Below are 24,756 nucleotides of genomic sequence, written 5' to 3'. Positions count from 1 at the left end.
CAGCCATCCGGCCATTGCAATCCCGGCCCGACCCACCGGTCACAGGCTGTACCGTTTGTGGCACAAACTGTCACCTGGCCTGTATCACCCCTGTCACGGCAACGCCTTGCAACAACGCCCAACCCCTTGATTTTGCGGGCCCGCACAGCAGTGGCCCAACCTTTGCTCTACGCTTTATAACGCGCTTGCCGCGCTGTACTCCAATAAACATAAAAGCAGGAGATGCCCACCATGCGTTATGCACACCCCGGTACTGAAGGCGCCATCGTTTCGTTCAAGGCCAAGTACGGCAACTACATCGGCGGCGAATTCGTGGCGCCGGTCGATGGCAACTACTTCTCCAACACCTCGCCGGTCAACGGCAAGCCGATTGCCGACTTCCCGCGCTCCACCGCCAAAGACATCGACAAGGCGCTGGACGCCGCTCACGCAGCCGCCGATGCCTGGGGCAAAACCTCGGCCCAGGACCGCTCGCTGGTGCTGCTGAAAATCGCCGACCGCATCGAGCAAAACCTCGAACTGCTGGCCATCACCGAAACCTGGGACAACGGCAAGGCCGTGCGCGAAACCCTAAACGCCGACATCCCCCTGGCCGCCGACCACTTCCGCTACTTCGCCGGCTGCATCCGCGCGCAGGAAGGCAGCAGCGCGGAAATCAACGAACTCACCGCCGCCTATCACTTCCACGAGCCGCTGGGCGTGGTCGGCCAGATCATCCCGTGGAACTTCCCGCTGCTGATGGCCGCGTGGAAACTCGCGCCAGCCCTGGCCGCCGGCAACTGCGTGGTGCTCAAACCCGCCGAGCAAACGCCGCTGGGCATCAGCGTGCTGATGGAACTGATTGGCGACCTGCTGCCGCCAGGCGTGCTGAACGTGGTGCACGGTTTTGGCAAAGAAGCCGGCGAAGCCCTCGCCACCAGCAAGCGCATTGCCAAGATCGCCTTTACCGGCTCAACGCCTGTGGGCTCGCACATCATGCATGCGGCGGCCGAGAACATCATTCCGTCCACGGTTGAGCTGGGCGGCAAGTCGCCGAACATCTTCTTCGCCGACATCATGAAAGCCGAACCTCAATTCATCGAAAAAGCCGCCGAAGGCCTGGTGCTGGCGTTCTTCAACCAGGGTGAAGTGTGCACCTGCCCTTCCCGTGCACTGGTGGAAGAGTCGATCTACGACGACTTCATGAAAGTGGTGATGAAAAAGGTCGAGTCGATCAAGCGTGGCGACCCGCTGGACACCGACACCATGGTCGGCGCCCAGGCGTCCGAGCAGCAGTTCGACAAGATCCTGTCCTACCTGGAAATCGCCAAGGGCGAAGGCGCGCAACTGCTCACCGGCGGCAAGGTCGAGAAGCTCACGGGCGACCTGGCCACCGGTTATTACATCCAGCCGACCCTGCTCAAGGGCACCAACGACATGCGTGTATTCCAGGAAGAAATCTTCGGCCCGGTGGTGAGCATCACCACCTTCAAGGACGAAGCCGAAGCCCTGGCGATTGCCAACGACACCGAGTTCGGCCTGGGCGCTGGCCTGTGGACCCGCGACATCAACCGCGCCTACCGCATGGGCCGGGCGATCAAGGCCGGCCGTGTATGGACCAACTGCTACCACCTGTACCCGGCGCATGCCGCGTTTGGCGGTTACAAGAAGTCTGGCGTAGGCCGTGAAACCCACAAGATGATGTTGGATCACTACCAGCAGACCAAGAACTTGCTGGTGAGCTACGACATTAATCCGCTGGGTTTTTTCTAACCCCACAGAAGCAACAACCGTCACTGTAGGAGCGAGCTTGCTCGCGAAGAACGTTAACGATAACGCGAGTAGCCTGACTCCCCCGAGGCGCTCGCAAGTTTTTCGCGAGCAAGCTCGCTCCTACATTACCCGGCGGCAACCTGTCGGGATCAAAACAATAAGAATGGAAGGTACTTCCCATGCCTAGCGAACCCACTGGTTCTTCTGTCGACTTTGAAAAAGTCGGCACCGATTACTTTCAACAACGCGAACTGAAAAAAGGCGCCGCCGGCTGGGTACTACTGGTTGGCCTGGGCGTCGCCTATGTTATTTCCGGAGACTACGCCGGCTGGAACTTCGGCTTGGCCCAGGGCGGCTGGGGCGGCATGTTCCTCGCTACTTTGCTGATGGCCACCATGTACCTGTGCATGTGCTTTTCCCTGGCCGAGTTGTCTTCCATGATCCCCACTGCTGGCGGTGGCTACGGTTTTGCCCGCAGCGCCTTCGGCCCCTGGGGCGGGTTCCTCACCGGCACTGCCATCCTTATCGAATACGCCATCGCGCCCGCCGCCATCGCGGTGTTTATCGGCGCCTATTGCGAGTCGTTGTTCGGCATTGGCGGCTGGATGATCTACTTGGCGTTCTACATCATCTTTATCGGCATCCACATTTTTGGTGTGGGTGAAGCCTTGAAGTTGATGTTCGTGATCACCGCCGTCGCCGCGATAGCCCTGGGCGTGTTCCTGGTGTCGATGGTGCCGCACTTCAACGTCGCCAATCTGCTCGATATACCCGTGACCGAGGCCAAGGGCGCCAGCAGCTTCCTGCCGTTCGGCTACGTCGGCGTGTGGGCCGCGATCCCTTATGCCATCTGGTTTTTCCTGGCGGTGGAAGGTGTGCCGCTGGCCGCTGAAGAAACCAAGAACCCCAAGCGCGACCTGCCGCGCGGGCTGATTGGCGCCATTGTGGTGCTGACCAGTTTTGCCCTGTTGATCCTGGTGATCGCGCCGGGCGGTGCGGGGACTTACGCGCTGATCAAATCCGGCAACCCGCTGGTGGAAGCTTTGGCGTTGTCCTACGGCGGTTCCACCTGGATGGGCAGCTTCGTCAACCTGGTCGGCCTGGCCGGTTTGATCGCGAGCTTTTTCTCGATCATCTACGCCTATTCGCGGCAGATCTTTGCCTTGTCCCGTGCCGGTTACCTGCCGCGCAAATTGTCCGAGACCAACAAGAGCAAGGCGCCGGTATTGGCGCTGGTGATCCCCGGGATTATCGGCTTTGGCCTGTCGCTGACCGGCCAGGGTGACTTGCTGATCCTGGTGGCGGTGTTTGGCGCCACGATTTCCTACGTATTGATGATGGCCGCCCACATCACCCTGCGCATCCGTCGCCCTAAAATGGAGCGGCCATACCGCACGCCCGGTGGCATCTTCACCTCGGGCGTGGCGCTGGTGCTGGCCTGCGTGGCCGTGGTGGCGGGCTTTCTGGTGGACCCACGCGTGGTGATTGGCGCGGCGATCATCTATGGAGTATTAATTGCTTACTTTGCTTTCTACAGCCGGCATCACTTGGTAGCAGGCACGCCGGAAGAGGAATTCGCGGCGATCCAGGCCGCAGAGGCCGCCCTGCACTAACTGCCGAAAACCTCGACGCGGCGCCTTGCCCGCAGCAGGCCCGCGTCATCAAGGAGACACTGTATGGCAAGCTTTTCCCACGCGGTAGGTGCTCAAACCTACCGCTTCGACAGCCTCAAGGACGTGATGGCCAAGGCCAGCCCCGCACGCTCCGGGGACTTCCTCGCCGGTGTCGCCGCGCAGAATGACGGTGAGCGTGTGGCGGCGCAGATGGCGCTGGCAAATATCCCGCTCAAGCACTTCCTGCAGGAAGCATTGATTCCTTATGAAAGCGATGAAGTCACCCGGCTGATCATCGACACCCACGATAAACAGGCGTTTGCAGCGGTCAGCCACCTCACCGTCGGCGGCCTGCGCGACTGGCTGCTCAGCGACGCGGCCGATGAACAGGCCCTACGCGCATTGGCGCCGGGGCTGACACCAGAAATGGCCGCGGCGGTGTCCAAGATCATGCGCGTGCAAGACCTGGTGCTGGTGGCGCAGAAGATCCGCGTAGTCACCCAGTTTCGCGGCACCCTGGGCCTGCGCGGGCGCTTGTCCACGCGCTTGCAGCCCAACCACCCTACCGACGAACCCGCCGGCATCGCCGCGAGCATTCTCGACGGCCTGCTGTACGGCAACGGCGACGCCATGATCGGCATCAACCCGGCCACCGACAGCATCGCCTCGATCTGCGCCATGCTGGAGATGCTCGACGCGATCATCCAGCGCTACGAAATCCCCACCCAGGCCTGCGTGCTGACCCACGTCACCACCTCCATCGAAGCGATCAACCGCGGCGTACCGCTGGACCTGGTGTTTCAGTCAATTGCCGGTACCGAAGCGGCCAATGCCAGTTTCGGGATCAACCTGAACGTGCTGCAGGAAGGTTATGACGCGGGCTTGAGCCTCAAGCGCGGCACCCTGGGCCAGAACCTGATGTATTTCGAAACCGGCCAGGGCAGCGCCTTGTCGGCCAATGCGCACTTTGGCGTCGACCAGCAAACCTGTGAAACCCGAGCCTACGCCGTGGCCCGGCACTTCAAGCCGTTTCTGGTGAACACCGTGGTCGGCTTTATCGGCCCGGAGTACCTGTACAACGGCAAGCAGATTATCCGCGCGGGCCTTGAAGACCACTTCTGCGGCAAGCTGCTCGGCGTGCCCATGGGGTGCGACATCTGCTACACCAACCACGCCGAAGCCGACCAGGACGACATGGACACCCTGCTGACCCTGCTCGGCGTGGCGGGCATCAACTTCATCATGGGCATCCCCGGTTCCGATGACATCATGCTCAACTACCAGACCACCTCGTTCCACGACGCCCTGTACGCCCGGCAAACATTGGGTTTAAAACCGGCGCCGGAGTTCGAGCAGTGGCTGGCGAAAATGGGCATCTTCACGCAGGCTGATGGCAAGGTGCACTTCGGCAACAGCCTGCCACCGGCCTTCCGCCACGCCTTGGCGCAATTGGGATGAAGGAGCCGACTGTGCAACCAGAATTGCCTGACAACCCGTGGCTGGAACTGCGCCGCCTCACCCCGGCGCGTATTGCCCTGGGCCGCACCGGTACCAGCCTTCCCACCAGCGCCCAACTGGACTTCCAGTTTGCCCACGCCCAGGCGCGGGACGCGGTGCACCTGCCGTTCGATCACGCCGGGCTCAGCCACCAACTGACCGAACGTGGCCGAGACAGCCTGTTATTGCACAGCGCCGCTACAGACCGGCACATGTACCTGCAACGCCCGGACCTGGGGCGACGCCTGAGCGATGAGTCGGCGCAAACGCTGCGCGACTACGCTTCGGCCCAGCCTGGTGGGGTGGACTTGGCCATCGTGGTAGCCGATGGCCTGTCGGCACTGGCGGTGCATAAACACACCGCGCCGTTTCTGGCGCGCCTGGAAGAACAGACCCACGCCGAAGGCTGGTCCTTGTCACCGGTGATTTTGGTGGAGCAAGGCCGCGTGGCGGTGGCCGATGAAATCGGGCAGATATTGGGCGCCAAGATGGTGGTGATCCTGATCGGCGAACGCCCAGGGCTCAGCTCGCCGGACAGCCTGGGCCTGTATTTCACCTACAACCCCAAGGTCGGCCTCACCGATGCCTATCGCAACTGCATCTCCAACGTGCGGCTGGAAGGCTTGAGTTATGGCATGGCGGCCCATCGCCTGCTGTACTTGATGCGAGAGGCGTGTCGCCGGCAGTTGTCGGGGGTCAATCTCAAGGATGAGGCGCAGGTTCAGACCCTCGAATCCGACGACCCGGACCTGATGAAGGGCAATTTCCTGCTCAGCCCGGCGGATGACCGATAGCGGCACGATTGCGCTTTTTGGCGTCATTAGGCAGCATCGAGTCACGGCCGCTCGTGTGGTCATACCCCATTTGGAAGTTGAGGCCTGGCATGCGGATTACTCAAGCGACCCTGGAACACCTGGACCTGTTGACCCCGTTGTTCGTCAAATACCGCGAGTTCTACGGGGCCTTGCCGTTCCCGGACTCGTCACGGGCCTTTTTGGAAAAGCGCCTGCGGCGCAAGGAGTCGGTGATCTACCTGGCCCTGGCCGACGATGACGACAAGCGGCTGCTGGGGTTTTGCCAGCTGTACCCGAGTTTTTCCTCGCTGTCGCTCAAGCGGGTGTGGATCCTCAACGACATCTATGTGGCCGAGGATGCGCGCCGGCAACTGGTGGCTGACAACTTGATGCGCACGGCCAAAAAAATGGCCAAAGACACCCACGCGGTGCGGTTGCGGGTATCGACCAGCAGCGATAACGACGTGGCGCAGAAGACCTATGAGTCGATTGGGTTTCGCGAAGACACCGAATTTAAAAACTACGTGTTGCCGATCAACGAAGACTGAAAACCGGTAAGCCAAACACCGCCATTTCCTTGTGGGAGCTGGCTTGCCTGCGATGGCGGAGGGTCAGCCAATACTGTATCGGCTGACCCTGTGGCGAGGGAGCTTGCTCCCGTGACGGCCCGACAGCCGACACTTATCTACCTGACGCGACGCAGTCCAAATGTGGGAGCTGGCTTGCCTGCGAAGACGGCCTGACAGCCAACACAGTTGGATTGTGTACATATCCATTGCTGCGGTAACGGCCACCTAGGGTTCCGCCCTGACGGCGGCTCACTTTCGAAAAGCGCGAAAGTAAGCAAAGCGCTCTTGCCCCACCACTCGGCACCTCGCCCAGGCTCGGTGTGCCCGTAATCCGTCAGTGATTTGGGGGGCCGCCGCCACGCGCCATCCATGGCGCGGGGCGGCTAAACCGGCATCCCTGCCGGTTTACCCCCCAAATCCCTGTCGAATTCCGGCCAGCGTGGTTTAACGGGGCGCCTAAGATCAAAAGCAGATCAAGATCAAGAGCGGCTCGCTTCGCATCGTGGTTACCTTTGGCGCTACAGAGTGGCGTTAATACCTATGGCCATCGCAGGCAAGCCAGCTCCCATACTTGATCCGGCGACTCAGGCGAAGCCCAACCCCTTCACAATTTCGCGACACTCCCCGCTACAAAAGCCACACGCTTTTCACCTCTCAATCCGTATAATGCCGACCTTTCAGGGTTGTAAGAACCGCGACAATTACTTGTAGCCTTATTGCCTGAGCTTCCGCACAAGCCCGCTGAGCCGGGCTATTCACACAGGTGCCATCCATGGATTTCAACCCGCTCGACCTTATCCTGCATCTCGACGTCTACCTCGACATGCTGGTAACCAATTACGGTCCGTGGATCTACGCCATTCTGTTCCTGGTGATTTTTTGCGAAACCGGCCTGGTGGTCATGCCCTTCCTGCCGGGCGACTCCTTGCTGTTTATCGCCGGTGCCGTAGCGGCCGGCGGCGGTATGGACCCCGTCTTGCTGGCCGGCCTGCTGATGCTGGCGGCCATCCTCGGCGACAGCACCAACTATGTGATCGGACGAACGGCGGGCGAGCGCTTATTCAGCAACCCGAACTCGAAAATCTTCCGCCGCGACTACCTGCAAAAAACCCACGACTTCTACGACAAGCACGGCGGCAAGACCGTGACCCTGGCGCGCTTCCTGCCGATCCTGCGTACCTTCGCGCCGTTCGTCGCGGGCGTGGCCAAGATGCCGTACCCGCGCTTCTTCGGCTTCAGCGTACTGGGCACCATCCTGTGGGTGGGCGGCCTGGTGACCTTGGGTTACTTCTTCGGCAACGTGCCTTTTATCAAGAAGAACCTGTCGCTGCTGGTGGTGTTCATCATCCTGCTGTCCCTGGTGCCAATGATTATTGGCGTGGTGCGCAGCCGCTTTGGCCGCACGTCCTCCGAAGCCAACCCGCACTGACCGCCCGTGTGGTCCTTCAGCGCCTGGCGTCGCCGGCGCCTGCTGGCCAAGCACCCGATTGCCGATGACACTTGGCAACGGGTGCGCCACCATCTGACCTTCCTCGACGGCATCACGCCAGAGCAAGACCAGTGGCTGCGCGAAGCCTGCGTGGTGTTCCTCAGTGAAAAACACCTCACCGCCCTGCCCGGCGTCGAACTGCACCAGGAACAACGCCTGCTGCTCGCCGCCCAGGCGCAACTGCCGCTGATGAACCTGGGCGACCTCGACTGGTACCAGGGCTTCCATGAAATCGTGCTGTACCCCGACGACTTCCTCAGCCCACAACGCCATCGCGATGCCAGCGGCGTCGAACACGAGTGGGACGGCGAACACAGCGGCGAAGCCTGGCAACAAGGCCCGGTGATCCTCGCCTGGCCCGGCGTGCTCGCCAGCGGCCAATGGGAAGGCTACAACCTGGTCATCCACGAACTGGCGCACAAACTGGACATGCTCAACGGCGACGCCAACGGCCTGCCGCCCCTGCACCACGACATGCGCGTGCAAGACTGGGCCAGCGTCATGCAAGGCGCCTTCGATGATCTCAACCGCCAGTTGGACGCCAACCCGGACGCCGAGACCGAGATAGACCCTTACGCTGCGGAAAACCCGGCGGAGTTCTTCGCCGTCACCAGTGAATATTTCTTCAGCGCCCCGGATTTACTGCTCAATAGTTATCCACAGGTGTACGCCCAACTCAGCCGCTTTTATCGCCAGGATCCCCTGGCCCGCCTAGCCCAACTGCAAGCCAGCGACCCGCGCTACTCGCCACAGGGCGAATGACCGTACGACGCTTGGCGCATGGCATCGGCGTCAGAATATGCCTATAATCGCCGCCACTTTTAGGCCAATCCGGCCATGTCATATGGCCAACTAACGGGGGCAACGCCCAATGAGCTACAGCAAGATTCCGGCTGGCAAAGACCTGCCGAACGACATCTACGTCGCCATCGAAATTCCGGCCAACCACGCGCCGATCAAATACGAAATCGACAAAGACAGCGACTGCCTGTTCGTTGACCGTTTCATGGCCACCCCGATGTTCTACCCGGCCAACTACGGTTTCATCCCCAACACCCTGGCTGACGACGGTGACCCCCTCGACGTGCTGGTAGTGACCCCTTACCCGGTCACCCCAGGCTCGGTTATCCGCGCACGCCCAGTCGGCATCCTGAACATGACCGACGACGGCGGCGGCGATGCCAAAGTCATCGCAGTACCACACGACAAGCTGTCCCAGCTGTACGTGGACGTGAAGGAATACACCGACCTGCCGCCACTGCTGCTGGAACAGATCAAGCACTTCTTCGAGAACTACAAAGACCTCGAAAAAGGCAAGTGGGTGAAGATCGACGGTTGGGGCAACGCAGACGCTGCCCGCGCCGAGATCATGAAGTCGGTTGCCGCCTACAAAGGCTGATACCCGCGCCTTATTGCCACAGCAATTAAAAAGCCCCGTTAATTCGGGGCTTTTTTATGGGCCGAATTAAACATCAAGTTCAATGTTTATTTGCAGCGTTTAACTAAGTTGCACACCTGAAAGATCCAGCCACAACTAAGCCAAATCCTACAACCGCAAATCAACGCATGGTTTATTTGATTAGACTTTCCGGCCAGTAAACTCTGCGTTTATGAATACATCAGGTGATCGTTTAAAAGCGCTACTACGGGAAGTTCATCTTTCCGCCTCCGACTTCGCCAAGAACCGCGGCGTCACGCCTCAGCACGTGAACAATTGGTTCAAACGCGGCGTCCCCATGGGCCGACTCAACGAGATCGCAGAGTTGCTGTGCGTCTCAAGCCGCTGGTTAAGCGACGGCAAAGGCCCCAAACACCCGCCCGCCAACTACCTGTTGGAAGGCCCCACCGCAAGGATTGCAACCGCCCGCGAAGACACAGGCAAATACCTCACAGGCCCCGCCTGCCGCCCGGAAAAAACCGACGTGGAGATCCCTCTCCACCCCACCTTCATCTCAACCGAACGCATCCGCGTCAACCTGCACAGCCTGGAAACACTCAACGTCAACCCCGACCGCGCGATAGGCGCCTACATGGTCGACAACAGCATGATCGACATCATCCAACAAGGCGCTACCCTCGCCATCGACCGAGGCCGCACCCAAATCATCGACGGTGAAATCTACGCCGTCGAACACGACGGTATGCTGCGCATCAAATACCTCTACAACCGCCCTGGCGGCGGCCTGCGCATGCGCAGCCACAACGCCAGCGAACACCCGGACGAATACCTCAACCACGAAGAACGCTTCGAGCAGAGCTTCAAGATCGTCGGCTGGGTATTCTGGTGGTCCACCCTCAACAACCGCCGCCCACCGGTCCCCCTGGATGAACACCTACTGGGCTGGGAAGGCTCTAAATCGGAACCGGAGGTGGGCAACTGAAGTGAATGTGGGTATCATGCGCCGCACATTTGGCAGGGGTCGCTTTTAGCTGATTCCCTGCCGGCGAAGCGGAGGAGTTCCCGCGGATGCCCCTACTATTCAGCCTGACGCAATGTGGGCTGAGCGATTTGAAGGCTGGTGAGGTTTGTCAAAAACAAGCTGAGGCAGTCCCCGAGAAGCCGGCCACAAGCCGGCTTTTTAATTGTCCGAAATAATCCTATCCCATCCAAGAATCTTCCTGATAGCTTAGCTATTCCGGGCCTTTCAGGCATTCCTCTGTCCGATGGTGTTCAACGCCATTCGACCTCATCCGACGATGAAGTGGGGGGACAGGTGGGGGGACAAAGCGGACGACAGGGGAAATCCAATGGGTAAGCTGAATCCGAAACAAGTCGAAAACCTGACCGAACCCGGCACCTATGAAGATGGTGATGGGCTTCGCTTGGTCGTCAAACCTACCGGGCGTAAATCCTGGCTGCTTCGCTTCCAACTGGCGGGCCGTCGCAGAGAGATGGGGCTGGGGTCATTCCCTGAGGTGAGTCTCAAGAAGGCCAGACAAGATGCCAGTGCTAAACGCACCCAATTGAGTGATGGCATAGACCCATTAGCCGCTCGCGACATAGAGCGCGCAGCTCAACGGGAAGCGCAGCGAGCAAGTGAAGCCAAGCAACTGAAGTTCGAGACCCTTGCAACGGAATACCGTGATGCTCACGGCGCGGCGTGGTCGGAGAAGTGGCGTAAAGGGTGGCTGCGGAAGCTAGAGCTATATGCGTTTGATCACATAGGCAAGCTGTCAGCCGGAGACATAGGTACTCCAGAAGTGCTTAAGGTTCTACGACCCATCTGGGCTACCAAGACTAGAACCGCCGACGAGGTACGTGGGCAGATTGAACAGGTATTGGACGCCGCCAAGGCACGCAACCTGCGACAGGGTGAGAACCCTGCTCGCTGGCGTGGGCATTTAGATAATCTGTTGAGCCGTGCCGAAAAGAAGAAGGCTCGGAAGCGCGAGCACTTTGATGCGCTGCGCTGGCAGGATGTTCCGGAGCTGATGCAAAAGCTCAGAGCAAACTCCACACCTCCGTCTTGGGCCGCTCAACTGCTGATCATGACAAGCGCACGCGCGCACATGGTCAGGTTCGCTCGCTGGGATGAGTTTGATCTAGAAGCTGGAACTTGGTCGCTGCCAGATGAACGAATGAAGATGCGGATAGCTTTCGTAATTCCGCTTGCCGAACAGGTTGTAACGCTGGTGAAGAGCATTCCGCGAGATGAAGGAAGTCCCTTTCTATTTCCAGGCCAGGGCAAGACAAGGGTCATGCACGCAAATGCCATACGTACACTTCTGCATGGCATGGAATACGAGCACATCACTCGACATGGCTTTCGTTCTTCCTTTCGGGACTGGGCAGGTGAATGTACCCACTACCCTCGTGAGATCTGTGAAATGGCCTTAGCGCATGATGAGCGAGGCCAAACAGAAGCAGCTTATTCTCGCTCTGACTTTCTCGACAAACGCCGCGCTCTGATGAGTGACTGGAGCAACTTTATAAATGCTCATATGACAACATCCCAAAATTGAGCTACCGGTGTCTCCATCCTAGTAGGATGGAGCTTTCTTGCTCTCTTTTACCGGACGCACTGCAAGAAAATTTCGAGATAAGATCGAAGCTAGACCCAACCAAGAATTTTGAGGAGTGAACAACCTCATACCTGCTAGCCATCATTTCCGCTAAGCTCAAGGTGCAAGGCAAACAGATGCCTTCGACCTACAACCAATAGCGATCTCAGCGACCAATCTAAGGATACTGAAGTTTGCGAACTCGAAAAATCGAAATAAAAATTTCTTTACGACTAGCCGTTGACGTCCCTACGCCTAAAGAATTCATCATGGAGGTCACGCTTTATGACGATTGGATTGACAACCCCAAATCCGAACTAGAGCTTATACTTGAACAGTTCCCATTCAAGGAAGGGTCCCCTCAGCCAAAACTAGAGGACCTTCCCCAGTACAAACACTTAGCTAAATTCAGCGTAGAAGAAGCCGCAAGCGAGGTATTAGGGTTAGTAATCAAGCGATATATGCTACTTCGCAGAACCCTATCAGACGAACACAAACTCAGACTTGATAAAATACTTGCAAACCAATGCAGCCAGCCTTCTAGCAAGCCAGAACTAAATAAGAACTTACAACCTTTTTTATCAAAGGAAAAAATCGCAGCCTTTCATCACATAAACGATGCTTATTCAAGCATCCCGCTTGCTTTAGCATCCGCCACGGGGGTTAAGATATTGCTCGCTGGCTTATACGCCCTTTACTCGGGTGAACATCGATACTTCAAAAACAAAACAAAATCGCGTTCAGAAATTGCAGCAGAAGGCGGGATCGCTCGCACGAGGCAGTACTTAGCAACCAAACAGAAGGCTTGCGATTTACTTAACGCACTAACACCTCAAGAAGGATGGAATCAAGAGCTCGATGCTTTTAAAGCTATAATAGAACAAGTCGAGAAATATCTTATCGACAATAAGATCAAATACCCCGCACTATCTAATATACAAAGAACACTGAGGACATGGATAAAAGATGACCCATTAGTTTCCGCCTGCGTGATGGTCCGCAATCAACCGCCAACCGACAAAGAAACTAAATGACATTAATTCCGCCTTGGCCTTCCAACTGAGCGGCAATTGCCTTTTGGCGCGCCTCCCTTACCGAAGGTTCTTTTGTTCTCTGGCATACAGGCACTGATGTATCGATCCACTTTAGCAAGATAGACTGCAGCTTTTTTAAGATTGTTCACCTTATCTGACTCGTTATGGCTAATCATGCCAACACCACAAAACTTATACTTACTCTTATCACCATTACAGTTGTAATACACTCCCTTTCCAAGGGTTATCACATTGCTCCAGTATTCCCCTATCCACTTTGCAATGACAATGTCTTGCCGCACCTTTGAGCCATCTAAAAAAAACATCATGTGGTAATGATGCCCCTTCTCTCTCCCATATTCAAGTTTCCAGACATAACCCACGACGCCCAGCTCAGGGCACTTATTTTTTAGGTAGCTAATCAACTCAGCTCGATGACTAATAATTTGTTTTGATACAAGATTCAGTACGTCTAACCTATCTCGAGAATCGCTTAATTCTTCAATTTCAAACTTACCCTTCCCGTATGCGAAGTCAATCCTTAACACAAGCAATCGAGAATAGCGGCCGAAAAGTGCATCAATGTAACCCAATAGCCCGGAGTAGTTCTTATTAGCTGCACGCGTATGTGCGGCTATTTCACGCGAAAAAGCTTTTGTAGAAGTACGATCTCTCACCGCTGCTACGAACCGATTAAGCCCACGAATGCACTCAACCAAATCCAACGCCCCAACCTTATACGGATTTAATGGTCTTACAATCATGTAACACTCTAAAAAAGAGTTCACATAAGGATTAACTTTAAATAAAACTCTACCTCTCTCAATATCAAAATAATTAATTAAAACGGCTGAAAGCACGCATTGTTGATTTCGAGTCAAATACGGCTCACCCGCACCTTCAAACGACCTCAAAGTAAAAATGTCGCCAGGCACTTTTTCTATTACAGTCATTGCCTTCATGATAGTACCAACAGATTCAAATAGCATTCCATCTTCGCCAATAACGGAATACCTTTCATCTTTTACCGGATCATAAAAATCCTCAACAACCTTTTCTTTATAAGCTTCCATTGCATCAACATCTTCAAACATCATACCTCCACTCAAACTCATCATGACTATTCGAGCTACTGCCCCTCAAAGTAATACGTACAACTTCGACATAAACAGCCCCCTTTAGCATACCGATACAGATAGCACACTCACTTCAATCACCAACTGTTTGATACTCCTTAACCACTATTACTCACTTAACACCTAATAACATATAAACCAATATGCACGATTTCTTCCCACACCAGGAACTCCATCACAAAGGTGCTGACAGGCTACTTGATTTGAGAATAATTCAGCTCGTTTTTTTAAAAAGTTAGTACGCATAACCTTTATATGTTAAGTGTCGATTGTTAGTTTTTATTCGCTGCCACTCTGACGACTTTCAAGCCGCGTTTCAATCCACTTGCTGATACTTGACTCTAACCACCCAATTGCTGAAATACCAATTTTCATGGGCTTAGGAAAAGAGCTGTCGTAGCGCGGTGAAGCCGAATTCATTCGATCATAGATCGTTGATCGCGATAGACCTACACGATCCTGCACCTGCCTAAGCCGTAAGACCCTGGGATGAGTAGAGCTATTTTCAGCCATTTTCTAGTCTCCATGCTGCGCTGATGCGTAATGGGACCTACTTTAGAGTGGCTATCTCGGATAGGAAATTACTCGTGCTTCGGTAGAACTTTTACGGAAAAATTCGCGCTCCGTCCTTCCGCAGTAAATCTGAGTGAAATAAAGCAGCCTATGACCCTCTGCATGCCCTCCACCGCAGCACCGCGAGTTGGTCAAATGGGTCATCCAGGGGCTTGTTGAGTCTTTACCGAGCTCCTTTCGACTGAAGCCTGAGGGAATTCGACACACCTCTCTCCAGAGTTAGTTGTTTTTTTTCGAAAAAAAATTAGTTCCAGCCTCAAAAAGTTAGTTCTTCGTGAGTGTTATTCACATTTTTTCCAATCAACACCCTTAACTTTGGCTAGTTAAATAAATCTCAGTCACACATCACGAATTGAGCTGTATGGACTTAACCATGACAGCCTAGCTTCTACGGAATAAAGCATCAGGCAGAGCGTGTGTGCGCTCTGCCTGATGCTTTTACCCCCTTGCGATCATCTCTAAATGAGACATTTTTTATGACTATTCAATGCCCAAGCTGCAAATCAGCCTCGGTAACAGCCAAAGATTTTGCGAGGAAAGTGGGTGCCCTAATCGGCACAGTGGGAGGTGCCGCCCAAGGAGTAACAGGGGCAATGGCAGGCGCCGAAGTCGGCGCAGTTATAGGCGTTGTAGCTGGACCACCTGGCGTAGTCGTTGGTGGTCTAGCCGGCGCTATTCTCGGCGGATTAGCGGGTGCGGCGACCGGGTGTATCGCAGGTGCAAAACTCGGCGAGATCGTCGATGACCGTGTTTTGGACAACTACCTCTGCCTCGATTGCGGACTGTCTTTTAACTGCCGTCACTCCGTTTGATCTAATCATATCCTTTTAAAGCCACCTTCATCGCCACTCCTCAACTCTCCCTATCAACACTTTGCACGTCGATTTTTTCGCTGAATGCTCAGCAGCCTCGCCGTGCCCAATGAAAGGAACTCCCATGGCCCACCTCATCGAACAAATGGCTTATGTCGGTAATATTCCGTGGCATGGCCTAGGCAATCGTTTATCTCCCAACCAACCGCTGGAGGTCTGGCAACAAGAGGCCGGTATGAATTGGCAAATTCAAGAATCGCCAGTACGCTTCATGGCTGATGCCGTCGGTCACCTCGGCACCATCCACTCCTTTCCCGAACAGAAGGTACTTTACCGCTCCGACACTAGAGCCCCCTTGTCCGTGGTCTCCAATCGCTATCAAGTCGTCCAGCCGCGTGAGGTTTTGGAATTTTATCGTGATCTTACCGAGCGCTCTGGCTATGAACTGGAAACGGCCGGCGTCTTGAAGGGAGGGCGAAAGCTCTGGGCATTGGCGAGAACCGGACTGTCGACTGCAATTAAAGGCAACGACGTGGTGAACGGCTATCTGCTGCTGGCTACATCCTGTGACGGCACACTTGCCACCACTGCAACTCCCACCTCCGTTCGAGTGGTCTGCAATAACACACTGGCCATATCCCTGAACGGGGCCACCCGCGCTATCAAGGTTCCACACAACACGCGCTTTGACCCACAGGCAGTAAAAAAGCAACTTGGTATCGCAGTCTCGCAATGGGACGAATTCATGTACCGGATGCGCATGCTCGCAGAGCGTAAAGTGCAGTGGAATGAGGCGATAGGCTTCTTTATGGAGGTGCTGTGCAACACCCGCCCCCACGACCCGATTCCCGACGTGCTACCGAACAAGCGAGCAATAGAGAAGGTACAGAGCCTATACGAAGGCAAAGGTCGTGGCTCCGATCTGGAATCCGCTCGTGGAACAGCCTGGGGCTTGTTAAATGCCGTAACTGAGTATGTTGACCACGAGCGTCGCGCTCGCAGCCTCGACTACCGCCTCGATGCAGCCTGGTTCGGCCAAGGGGTAACGATAAAACAACAAGCGCTCGCCTCAGCATTGCGACTTGTTGCTTAAAGAAAGCCGTTCTGCACTTACACACCTAGCCGGTCGGAGCCGGCTAGGTGTGTAAGTGACTAGGGTTAGGGTGATCCGAATCCGATATTAAAGCCCAGCATCGATGAGTAAATCGGATGGCATGCATCCGATGGCATTCGCTATGCGCAAAATGTTCAAGAACGTCACATTTCTCTCCCCACGCTCAATTTTACCCATGTGAGACCGATCAATTTTAGCGGCATCCGCCAGAGCTTCTTGGGAAAGCGCGAGCTTGACCCTGCGAGCCCGCACTGCGGCCCCGAGCTTAACGAGATGAAGGTCTTTGTCGAAACTTGCTGAGATTCTTGCCATAGCGAAAATGGTCGCGCTATGATGCATTTAAGGCCACGGCATTTACGACCCATTGAGATTCGACGCTTTTCTGCCAGCTACGACGGAAACGACCGAAATGGCAGGCCATAAATTAACTACGCACAATAGGGAATTACATAATGGATATTGGTGTTTATTCGGCCTCCAGCATTACAAATGAAGAAATATCAAAACTAATTTTGCAGAAAAAGACATTTACTATAAAAGACATTCCTGCTTCCACATTTGGGAATACAGTAGAGACAATTGAAAAACTCATTGAGGCTCAGAATTTAAGCTGCCGAGTATATGTCGCAGGCCGAATCGCTGCATTTGGGGCAGCTACCGCGTGGACTATGTTCGGGGGGTTAGCCGCTGGACTTGCAATCGCGGCTCACATTATCGCCACTTACAATCCCGACTACGAAATAGCAAAATACTTTGTGACGAAAAAGATCATAGTTACATACATGAAAAATTAATATTCACAATACAAATTATTTTACTGATGCGCCACAAAGTACGCCGACAAGCTTGCACTTTTTATTGGCACCTCTAGACATCTTTATCTAGCGCAACACCAGCCTCTTACCTCAAGGAAAATGCTTTTGAATAAATTCTTACTGCTCTCACTAATCAGTTTTATTTCGAGTTTTTATTCCTTTGGGGCGGCAGCCTGGCAAGCAAACGAGATACAAGAGTGCCCAGCCAATAAACGCAACTCCGATTGACTGGATGGTGTGCCAGAAGATGTACCGGCAAAATTGCCTTACAAGATGCAGGATGGAATCGTGAGAGCACTTGATACTCGCGGGCCCGTATTTTGCACGCAAGGTATATGTGAGTATCAGTATCAGCGGACAAGCAGTCTCTGGGATTCAACAGGTGAGTATGCTGGACAAATTCAGCAATCTCAAAAAACCTCAATAGTCCTATTACGTGGATACTATTTAGGAAACGCAGGAGACGGGCGGATCGTTGCGTACCTAAAAGGTACAGGACCGAAGGCAAACGGCAAAATCGCTCCAGCCTTAAGAGTTGTCTCAAGGAGTTCACTCGACCAAGCCGTTATAGATAGGTGTGTTAAGCAATGGGTGACCCGTTCCATAGACAAAATGGTGATGATGCAATGACTATGGCTGACATGCTTGACGAGTGGGAGGCTTTGTGCGAGGCGGAAAAACAACAGTGATTTAAAGAAACCTGGATTAGCCTAGTCGAGAAATTCTATCGGCTGCACGATTTAAATCTCTTTTGATTAAGGCTAAACTTAACCGTCACGCTGCCCGCCTTTCGAACGAACGCATAGGTCACTGGAGCCGAAAGGACTGGTAATTGTCACAACACACTTTAATCACTTTTTGCGTAGGCGAAGATTAGAGTACCTGGTATCGGGTACAATCCATCTCTCCTGGCACGCCCTAAGGTTCGCATGAAACTACTTAACACTTACGATGATCGAGACGACGCCGAAGATGCCGCAGAGAAGCTCAAAGGAGAGAAAAGAATAGCCAGTGAGCGTGATGATACATCCACCATCTACAATTTATTTGGCATACCTAACTGGGGAAATTTTTATCGAATTGGGATGTACGGCCTGCAAGAATTTGAAATACTTCTTAAATCAAAAACGATCTGGACTAGCGACGACAAAAAGCGACACTTGGAGCTTCTAGCAACTATTCTTATCGTATCCAAAAACTTTAGCCTCGAAATACCGAAGCACTGGCTTTAATAATTAACCGCCCATTATATTCCGCTTAGACAGCAAGACTCTATCTAGCGATAACAAACTCATATTCAGCAGTGAGGAATACAGTTTAAATTTCAACAGCAAGCCAATTCCGCAAGCTTAAATAGTTTCACCTGACTTACGCCGTGGAATCCCAAGCCGCTGCCTACGCTCCCACAAGCATTTTCGACTGACGCCTAATTTTCGGGCTAGTTCAGTTTCGGTCATGTGGTCCTGATGCTCAAGGACGAAATGCTGGAAGTAGTCTTCCAGTGACAAATCTTCCGTCGGCTCATGGCTGGTATTGCTACCGCCGCCCTGTGTCGGGGCCAGGCCGATGAAGTCGTCATCCTCCAAGTCACTGAGTTCAATATCGATACCCAGCAGCTCGGCGGAAATTTCCGGGCTTTCCGACAGGATCACCGCACGCTCGACCGCATTCTCCAGCTCCCGCACGTTACCCGGCCACGAGTAATGCCGAATCGCTTGCTCGGCGTCCGGCGCGAACTTCAGGTCGGTACGGTTGATGCGTGCACTCTGGCGCAGCAGGAATGCGTTGGCGATCTCATTGACGTCGGCGCCGCGCTCACGCAGGGCCGGCAATTTGAGCGCGATCACGTGCAGACGGTAATACAAGTCTTCACGGAACTGACCGATCTTGGCCAAGCCCTTCAGATCACGGTGTGTTGCCGCGATCACGCGCACATCGACCTTCTGCGACTGCACCGAACCGACACGGCGGATTTCGCCTTCCTGAAGCACTCGAAGCAAACGCGCTTGAGCTTCCAGGGGCAACTCGCCGATTTCATCAAGGAACAGCGTACCGCCGTCCACCGCTTCCACCAGGCCCGCCCGCCCAGCACTGGCACCGGTAAACGCGCCTTTCTCGTGTCCGAACAACTCGGACTCGATTAGGGATTCGGGGATCGCTGCACAGTTGACCGAAATCATCGGCGCCTTGGCTCGCTTCGACAGGTTGTGCAGGGCACGGGCCACCAGTTCTTTACCGGTGCCTGACTCGCCCTGGATCAATACATTCGAGTCGGTCGGCGCGACTTTACGGATCTTGTTGTACAGATCCTGCATTGGCGGGCAAGAGCCAATGATGCCGATCTCGCCGTTGCTGTTGTCGACCACGGGTTTGTCGGCGCCGTTGGTCGCTTTGCCGGCGGGCCGCTGTTCAGCAGGCGCGCTGCTGGCTGACTGGCGGTCGCGCAGGATGCGGGCCACGGCCTGGAGCATTTCATCGTGGTCAAACGGCTTGGCGATGTAGTCCACCGCGCCCATCTTCATGGAGTCCACCGCCGAGCGCAGGCTAGCGTAGCTGGTCATGATCAGCACCGGAGCGCCCTGGCCAAGCTTGATCAACTCGGTGCCAGGCGCGCCTGGCAGGCGCAGGTCACTGACAATTAGGTCAAACGTGGGGATGCTGAAACGCTCTTGGGCTTCCTGCACCGAGCCGGCTTCGCTGACCTGGTACTGATTACGTTCAAGCAGGCGACGCAAGGCAGAACGGATGATAGTTTCATCTTCAACAATCAAAATGTGCTGCATTTATACACTCTCACTGCGGCCGCCGTCGTAAGCCTCTCAGAAGAATCAATTTTCTGTGATCTGCGCCGGCTGTACCTCCATGATGACCTCACGCCAGCCATTATGCCAGCCCAGTGAGCGAGCCCCCTACCAACGGAGGCCAACGGGAAATTGAGCGATTCAAAATATCTTACTTTGAAGAAATTTCCCTTTCTGCGCGGAAGTTTTTTGACTACACTTGGTATCTACACTCTTCTTAGGCGTTCCTGATGTCCAGCTTCAAAACTATTTATTTCCCCGACTATCAGGTTGGAGAGTCCGGAAAATCAGGACTAACAATTTCTTTTTCAGATAGCGAAAAAAATCTTTACCTCTCGGTCAACAAACTGAGCAGTTTCTCTATTCGAACGGCTATCGGCCATAATTTTTATAGCGATATTGTCAAAGCAGCAAATCAATCACAACTCTCAGTGTCCGCATATGTTAGAAAAGCCCTAAGTCGCTCTATCTCGCCTGACACCAATAAAATTGAAAGTTATGATGCTGCCATACAATCAACTTTTTCTGGAGGAAAAGGTAGCCCACTGCATGACTGGTTCCCCTATCTCGAGGGTTACTCCCCAGACTTTGTAAAAACTGTGATCACACAATATGCCCCACAAGCAAAAAGAGTATTTGATCCATTCTGCGGTTCAGGAACCACAGCACTGACATCGGCCGCAATGGGCTTACAATCAATCTACTGCGAAGTAAACCCAGTCTGCCGTGACGTAATAGATGCCAAATCAATGGCTATTCAACTTAAGCCAGAAGATAGAGATCGCATCTCTACAAAGCTAGAAAATCTTTCAGAGCTATTAAATACTGAAATAGAATTTCATCGAGAAGATAAAGCTCTATTTAAAACGTTCGAGGAATCATTCAGCTCAAAACCTTTTTTTGATGCCAGCACATTTAGCAGTGTATTAAAGCTAAGATCAATGGCAGACGACCTTCTATCTTCCGACAATGCAGTAGGTAAGTTATTCGAGATTTCTGTGCTTGGCGCTCTGATACCTAGCTCTCTTTTGGTTCGCAGGGGAGACCTTCGATTTAGAACCGAAAAAGAACTTCTTACACATCTCCCAGACATTATCAGCCTAGTTTCTAAGCGCCTAAGGTTGATTGCAAGCGACTTAAACGATCTTAATAGCAGCAATCAAACCATCACATTCGTAGGCTCCGACGCAAGATCCCTAGCTACCGATAATATCGAGCCGGTTGACATTGTGGTTACAAGCCCCCCCTACTTGAACGGCACAAATTACTTCAGAAATACAAAAATCGAACTCTGGTTCCAACGTCACTTATCCAAAAAAATTGACCTAAGGCGCTTTCGTGACAGCGCTGTGACATCAGGAATAAATGACGTTACCAATTCAAAAACAGGATTGGGTATCACACCAATAATAGACCTTTTAAATAGCACACTATTGGAATTAAGAAAGGAGTCCTACGATAAACGTATCCCGATGATGGCAGCTTCTTACTTTGCAGAAATGACCGAAGTCATTCGCAGAATTAAGAGTTTGTGCCACGAGAATACGAAGGTAGCAATAGACCTCGGAGATTCCTGCTACGGGAGCGTATGGGTGCAGACAGACATAATTCTAAGGGAAATCATGAAGCTCGAAGGTTTTACGCTGATTGATGAAGTTATTCTTCGTGAAAGACAGTCAAGAGATGGGCGCCGTCTTCGGCAAACATTGCAAGTCTTTGGAGTCAACAAATGAATATTCGCGAAGGATTTTTAGAACAACTTCAAGTAAACACCACCGAGCTCCCAGAGAAATGGATAAAGTTTCGACAAGACCTGCCACATCAAAAAGGTGAGCTAAGTAAGCGAAACTGGGGACATCCGTGGCACTCAATTTGCTCGTACCAAGGAAAGTTGAAGCCATCCATAGCACACACCCTAGTTGACGCTCTTCTACCTGAACGTGGCGGGATCATGCTTGATCCATTTTCAGGCGTAGGCACAATTCCCTTTGAGGCGAGACTTAAGGGACACCAAGCATTTGCATTTGATATTAGCCCTACTGCGATTGCAATCTCACGCTCTAAGTTAGAGCCGTTCAAAGTGGACGCTGTGCTAAACGAGCTTCACCTTCTGGACGTATGGATTAAAGAAAATAAATTTACTGCATTGAGCTATGACTTCAGTGGAATACGATTTAATGGTCCTATTGAAGATTACTTTCATCCCGAGACATTCGCCGAGATAATTTCTGCACGAGAGTATTTTTTAAAACACGGCTACGCGGACCCAGCGAAAGCCATGATCCTCAGCTGCCTGCTCCATATTCTCCACGGTAACAGGCCATACGCCCTATCCCGTAGGTCTCACCCAATTACACCCTTTGCTCCTACCGGCGAAGCCGTGCAGCACTCGCTGATAGAGAAACTGGAAACAAAACTAAAAAGGGTTCTAAAAAGCACAGTGGGCGAAAGCTATAAGAGCAAAGCGTACCATCAAGACGCAGCTGGTTTATGGCCAGAAGAAATAAACAATCTAGATGCAGTTATCACTTCTCCACCATTTTTCGACAGCACTCGTTTTTACTCTGCTAACTGGATGCGGCTCTGGTTCTCTGGTTGGGATGCCAAGGACTTTTCGACTAAACCAGCAAATTTTGTCGAGGTTAAGCAAAAAGTAAACTTTTCAGTGTATGAACCTATATTCGCTCAATCTGCAAATAGATTGAAAGCAGGAGGCTACTTCGCTCTTCACCTCGGAAAAAGTTCAAAATGCGATATGGCGAAGATGATTATAGACATTGGGAAAAAATATTTATCAGTAGTAGACTTTTTTGATGAAAGCGTACTCCATTGCGAAAGCCATGGAATCCGCGATAAAGGGTCAGTCACTGACCACCAATACGTGCTATTTAAAAAATAACATATTGCTTGTCCGAACCGGTAAAACCCGGTTCGGACATGCACCTATATAAGTTTTAATTACTAAGCAAGCGCTCTCCAAGCCCGCTCACTAACAACGTGAAACTCAGTTATTTTCTTACTAAACTCCAAACATTCAATTGGGTTCTGTATGAGAGTTACCTTGGGTTCTACAGACCCAATATTTTCAACAAGAGCCAAGTAAAAATTATCTTTATAATGCTGAGCAGCTTTATACTCATTCGGCGTAAGGTTTATTTGACCTAAAGATCCCACGCTACTTTTGACTTCCAAAACCATCGCGAGGTCGTCCTTACGTGCCCATAAGTCAAAACCATATCCTCGCTTATTAGTAAAAAATGAGACTGCCCACCCTTGTGATTTCAATATTTTAGCTACAAAGCTTTCAGCCTCTGCGCCGACATTTCCTTCTGGCGGAATTGGCGGTTCAAGCAGCTCCTCTGATTGTGGGGGCGTTGGTATTTTCAATCCTTTATTTATTACAGCGTCAGCCTTGGCTAAGACTCCTACAGGTGGATCTACGACTTGCTCCGCAACCCAGTTAGATGTAAGCAGCAACCGATGATCTTTTCTGATCATACTGGTGCCAAGTGAGAAAAGGGAAAATGTATGCAGTGCCTGATCTCTCCAATTGCTATACGGTTTCTTACCGTCAATCCTATCTGACACATGAACATGTAAAGTTTTTTGTTCGTCAGCGCTAAGCTTTCTAAACTCCAAAATCCATTTAATTGCGATTTCAATCTCTGAGGTTTTTCGAATACGAGAGACAAAAAAATCATATTCATCTCTATGGATATATCCACCACACCCCAACAGAACCTGTTTGGTAGCCTGATAGACAGACACATTAAAAGTAGAATACTGTGCAACCCTGTCGTGAGGGGACCATGGTTCAACTGCAAATCTAATTTTGCTAAGACATCTCTCTAAAACATCTCCAGGATCTAAGGCTCCAGCTAGCGCAACGCCTTCGTCTGTCAGCTGGATCTCATTCCAAGAAGACTTTTCGGTCCTGCGTATCAACTGTAACGGCTTATCCATTACCAGCAGGTGATGTCGACGAAGCTGAATACCAGGATTAATCAAGCTGATTCCTACCAACTTTCCTAGCGACGAGTAATCTTTCGCTGTTAGACTAATCGGCCTATCCCCAGCTTTAGAAAATATATATTCAACAATATCTTTCAGCCAATGCAAGTCGACGTGTACACGAGTTATGATAAACCATCCACGGTCGCCTCTATCTCCCTCATCAAGCCGATCTACAATTGCCTTCTCAACGGTTTGCAGTGACATCGCCATTGTCTCCCTTATGGCCATGAGCTTTTTAGCCCAACAATTCAAGGCGCTGAAGAGATAGCATATTGCCCCACAGGTCAATAAACCCGACAAAGGGATAGATACCTGAAGTCGATCTTAGGCAACGAAAGCGATTAAACTGAAGCTGATCACCTACCAACCGCTTCGAGGCAAGACCAAATTCCTAGCAAATTCAATTGCGGTAAATTATCAGGCAGCGTTACGAAATTTCCGCACGAGTAACCCGAAATAGCCTGACGGCATGATAAGGTGGGGGGACAAATGGGGGAACAAGAATACACTTCTTACCGATACTCAATAAAAACAATAAGTTAAGAAAAAATAACGCCGCCCACAAGCCGGCTTTTTAATGCCTGTAAGAATGCAGTTCAATTGCCCAACAGCTGCGGTGTTTTTCAAGGTAGTTGTCACTGTTCTTCGTTTTAAGCTGCTTGTTTCATAGTCGTTTCTTTCTCAGGGTTCAGTGTCACTGGCCCAGCGGGCTCGCAGTTTCTGACTGGGCGCACACCCCAG

Annotated in this window: 21 protein-coding genes; 16 read left to right on the top strand and 5 right to left on the bottom strand. The window is 52.7% G+C overall.

All coding sequences use genetic code 11. The features are described 5' to 3' along the window. Positions 1–231: 231 nt before the first annotated feature. The 11 genes from exaC to TX24_RS21045 all read left to right on the top strand — a co-directional run bounded on the left by exaC (position 232) and on the right by TX24_RS21045 (position 12,750). Positions 232–1,752 (top strand): acetaldehyde dehydrogenase ExaC, encoded by a 1,521-nt coding sequence (exaC, locus tag TX24_RS21095; RefSeq protein ID WP_032895131.1) that lies wholly within the window; start codon positions 232–234, stop codon positions 1,750–1,752. A 179-nt stretch (positions 1,753–1,931) separates the two neighbouring features. Next, the gene (gene eat / locus TX24_RS21090) at positions 1,932–3,365 is read left to right on the top strand and encodes an ethanolamine permease (protein ID WP_003194515.1); all 1,434 of its coding nucleotides are present in this window, start codon (positions 1,932–1,934) and stop codon (positions 3,363–3,365) included. Positions 3,366–3,428: 63 nt separating this feature from the next. Continuing rightward, positions 3,429–4,823 (top strand): ethanolamine ammonia-lyase subunit EutB, encoded by a 1,395-nt coding sequence (locus TX24_RS21085; RefSeq protein ID WP_003194516.1) that lies wholly within the window; start codon positions 3,429–3,431, stop codon positions 4,821–4,823. Beyond that, positions 4,820–5,656: an ethanolamine ammonia-lyase subunit EutC gene (eutC, locus tag TX24_RS21080; RefSeq protein ID WP_057711024.1), complete on the top strand. Its 837-nt coding sequence runs from the start codon at positions 4,820–4,822 to the stop codon at positions 5,654–5,656. Before TX24_RS21085 ends, eutC begins: the two co-directional genes overlap by 4 nt. Before the next feature lie 89 nt (positions 5,657–5,745). After that, positions 5,746–6,204 carry a GNAT family N-acetyltransferase gene (locus tag TX24_RS21075; RefSeq protein WP_014720105.1) on the top strand — a complete coding sequence of 153 codons (459 nt, stop codon included), beginning with the start codon at positions 5,746–5,748 and terminating at the stop codon, positions 6,202–6,204. 793 nt (positions 6,205–6,997) lie between these two features. Then, positions 6,998–7,654 carry a DedA family protein gene (locus TX24_RS21070; RefSeq protein WP_003194521.1) on the top strand — a complete coding sequence of 219 codons (657 nt, stop codon included), beginning with the start codon at positions 6,998–7,000 and terminating at the stop codon, positions 7,652–7,654. Between the two features lie 6 nt (positions 7,655–7,660). Beyond that, a complete protein-coding gene (locus TX24_RS21065) occupies positions 7,661–8,476 on the top strand; it encodes a M90 family metallopeptidase (protein WP_044269004.1) in 816 nt (271 codons plus the stop codon). A gap of 109 nt (positions 8,477–8,585) precedes the next feature. Continuing rightward, positions 8,586–9,113, top strand: coding sequence for an inorganic diphosphatase (gene ppa / locus TX24_RS21060; protein ID WP_003176323.1), 528 nt, complete (start codon positions 8,586–8,588; stop codon positions 9,111–9,113). A 211-nt stretch (positions 9,114–9,324) separates the two neighbouring features. After that, a complete protein-coding gene (locus TX24_RS21055) occupies positions 9,325–10,095 on the top strand; it encodes a LexA family transcriptional regulator (protein ID WP_057711023.1) in 771 nt (256 codons plus the stop codon). Positions 10,096–10,462: 367 nt separating this feature from the next. Next, complete coding sequence (locus TX24_RS21050) at positions 10,463–11,677, top strand: tyrosine-type recombinase/integrase (protein WP_057711134.1); 1,215 nt, start codon at positions 10,463–10,465, stop codon at positions 11,675–11,677. A gap of 308 nt (positions 11,678–11,985) precedes the next feature. Then, positions 11,986–12,750, top strand: a complete 765-nt coding sequence (locus TX24_RS21045; RefSeq protein WP_057711022.1) for a hypothetical protein — start codon at positions 11,986–11,988, stop codon at positions 12,748–12,750. Between the two features lie 2 nt (positions 12,751–12,752). On the opposite strand, the gene TX24_RS21040 is transcribed toward TX24_RS21045, so the two are convergent. Both TX24_RS21040 and TX24_RS31140 read right to left on the bottom strand, forming a co-directional pair. Next, positions 12,753–13,844, bottom strand: a complete 1,092-nt coding sequence (locus tag TX24_RS21040) for a YagK/YfjJ domain-containing protein (RefSeq protein WP_157255560.1) — start codon at positions 13,842–13,844, stop codon at positions 12,753–12,755. A 321-nt stretch (positions 13,845–14,165) separates the two neighbouring features. Next, positions 14,166–14,399: a helix-turn-helix transcriptional regulator gene (locus tag TX24_RS31140; RefSeq protein WP_082628842.1), complete on the bottom strand. Its 234-nt coding sequence runs from the start codon at positions 14,397–14,399 to the stop codon at positions 14,166–14,168. A gap of 996 nt (positions 14,400–15,395) precedes the next feature. Between TX24_RS31140 and TX24_RS21035 the strand changes: the two genes are divergently transcribed. After that, entirely contained in the window at positions 15,396–16,364 is a 969-nt protein-coding gene (locus TX24_RS21035; protein WP_057711020.1) for a DUF932 domain-containing protein, read from the top strand. Positions 16,365–16,451: 87 nt separating this feature from the next. Here the strand turns inward: TX24_RS21035 and TX24_RS21030 are convergent, their stop codons facing one another. Further along, positions 16,452–16,697, bottom strand: a complete 246-nt coding sequence (locus tag TX24_RS21030) for a helix-turn-helix domain-containing protein (RefSeq protein WP_057711133.1) — start codon at positions 16,695–16,697, stop codon at positions 16,452–16,454. A gap of 140 nt (positions 16,698–16,837) precedes the next feature. Between TX24_RS21030 and TX24_RS21025 the strand changes: the two genes are divergently transcribed. Further along, entirely contained in the window at positions 16,838–17,179 is a 342-nt protein-coding gene (locus TX24_RS21025; RefSeq protein WP_057711019.1) for a hypothetical protein, read from the top strand. Between the two features lie 950 nt (positions 17,180–18,129). Next, complete coding sequence (locus TX24_RS21020; protein WP_057711018.1) at positions 18,130–18,432, top strand: hypothetical protein; 303 nt, start codon at positions 18,130–18,132, stop codon at positions 18,430–18,432. A gap of 117 nt (positions 18,433–18,549) precedes the next feature. Here the strand turns inward: TX24_RS21020 and TX24_RS21015 are convergent, their stop codons facing one another. Then, a complete protein-coding gene (locus tag TX24_RS21015) occupies positions 18,550–19,983 on the bottom strand; it encodes a sigma-54-dependent transcriptional regulator (protein WP_057711017.1) in 1,434 nt (477 codons plus the stop codon). 248 nt (positions 19,984–20,231) lie between these two features. Here TX24_RS21015 and TX24_RS31130 point away from each other — a divergent pair, with 248 nt between their 5' ends. After that, positions 20,232–21,734, top strand: coding sequence for a DNA methyltransferase (locus TX24_RS31130; protein ID WP_082628840.1), 1,503 nt, complete (start codon positions 20,232–20,234; stop codon positions 21,732–21,734). Beyond that, positions 21,731–22,900 carry a TRM11 family methyltransferase gene (locus TX24_RS21005; protein ID WP_057711015.1) on the top strand — a complete coding sequence of 390 codons (1,170 nt, stop codon included), beginning with the start codon at positions 21,731–21,733 and terminating at the stop codon, positions 22,898–22,900. The genes TX24_RS31130 and TX24_RS21005 overlap by 4 nt, the downstream gene beginning before the upstream one ends. 62 nt (positions 22,901–22,962) lie before the next feature. Here TX24_RS21005 and TX24_RS21000 read toward each other — a convergent pair whose 3' ends face one another. Beyond that, complete coding sequence (locus TX24_RS21000) at positions 22,963–24,219, bottom strand: protein NO VEIN domain-containing protein (RefSeq protein ID WP_157255559.1); 1,257 nt, start codon at positions 24,217–24,219, stop codon at positions 22,963–22,965. Between the last annotated feature and the right edge of the window lie 537 nt (positions 24,220–24,756).

Source organism: Pseudomonas lactis (assembly GCF_001439845.1).
GTDB lineage: Bacteria > Pseudomonadota > Gammaproteobacteria > Pseudomonadales > Pseudomonadaceae > Aquipseudomonas > Aquipseudomonas lactis.
The sequence above is the reverse complement of the archived record's forward strand: the minus strand, read 5'-3'. Positions and strand labels throughout refer to the sequence as shown.

Excerpts from the sequence above, each read along its gene's own strand:
- TX24_RS31130 (WP_082628840.1), top strand. The coding sequence starts at position 20,232 with ATGTCCAGCTTCAAAACTATTTATTTCCCCGACTATCAGGTTGGAGAG.
- TX24_RS31140 (WP_082628842.1), bottom strand. The coding sequence starts at position 14,399 with ATGGCTGAAAATAGCTCTACTCATCCCAGGGTCTTACGGCTTAGGCAG.
- TX24_RS21085 (WP_003194516.1), top strand. The coding sequence starts at position 3,429 with ATGGCAAGCTTTTCCCACGCGGTAGGTGCTCAAACCTACCGCTTCGAC.
- eutC (WP_057711024.1), top strand. The coding sequence starts at position 4,820 with ATGAAGGAGCCGACTGTGCAACCAGAATTGCCTGACAACCCGTGGCTG.
- ppa (WP_003176323.1), top strand. The coding sequence starts at position 8,586 with ATGAGCTACAGCAAGATTCCGGCTGGCAAAGACCTGCCGAACGACATC.
- TX24_RS21035 (WP_057711020.1), top strand. The coding sequence starts at position 15,396 with ATGGCCCACCTCATCGAACAAATGGCTTATGTCGGTAATATTCCGTGG.
- exaC (WP_032895131.1), top strand. The coding sequence starts at position 232 with ATGCGTTATGCACACCCCGGTACTGAAGGCGCCATCGTTTCGTTCAAG.
- TX24_RS21040 (WP_157255560.1), bottom strand. The coding sequence starts at position 13,844 with ATGTTTGAAGATGTTGATGCAATGGAAGCTTATAAAGAAAAGGTTGTT.
- TX24_RS21075 (WP_014720105.1), top strand. The coding sequence starts at position 5,746 with ATGCGGATTACTCAAGCGACCCTGGAACACCTGGACCTGTTGACCCCG.
- TX24_RS21005 (WP_057711015.1), top strand. The coding sequence starts at position 21,731 with ATGAATATTCGCGAAGGATTTTTAGAACAACTTCAAGTAAACACCACC.
- TX24_RS21015 (WP_057711017.1), bottom strand. The coding sequence starts at position 19,983 with ATGCAGCACATTTTGATTGTTGAAGATGAAACTATCATCCGTTCTGCC.
- TX24_RS21025 (WP_057711019.1), top strand. The coding sequence starts at position 16,838 with ATGGATATTGGTGTTTATTCGGCCTCCAGCATTACAAATGAAGAAATA.
- TX24_RS21020 (WP_057711018.1), top strand. The coding sequence starts at position 18,130 with ATGAAACTACTTAACACTTACGATGATCGAGACGACGCCGAAGATGCC.
- TX24_RS21050 (WP_057711134.1), top strand. The coding sequence starts at position 10,463 with ATGGGTAAGCTGAATCCGAAACAAGTCGAAAACCTGACCGAACCCGGC.
- TX24_RS21070 (WP_003194521.1), top strand. The coding sequence starts at position 6,998 with ATGGATTTCAACCCGCTCGACCTTATCCTGCATCTCGACGTCTACCTC.
- TX24_RS21030 (WP_057711133.1), bottom strand. The coding sequence starts at position 16,697 with ATGGCAAGAATCTCAGCAAGTTTCGACAAAGACCTTCATCTCGTTAAG.
- TX24_RS21000 (WP_157255559.1), bottom strand. The coding sequence starts at position 24,219 with ATGTCACTGCAAACCGTTGAGAAGGCAATTGTAGATCGGCTTGATGAG.
- TX24_RS21045 (WP_057711022.1), top strand. The coding sequence starts at position 11,986 with ATGGAGGTCACGCTTTATGACGATTGGATTGACAACCCCAAATCCGAA.
- TX24_RS21055 (WP_057711023.1), top strand. The coding sequence starts at position 9,325 with ATGAATACATCAGGTGATCGTTTAAAAGCGCTACTACGGGAAGTTCAT.
- eat (WP_003194515.1), top strand. The coding sequence starts at position 1,932 with ATGCCTAGCGAACCCACTGGTTCTTCTGTCGACTTTGAAAAAGTCGGC.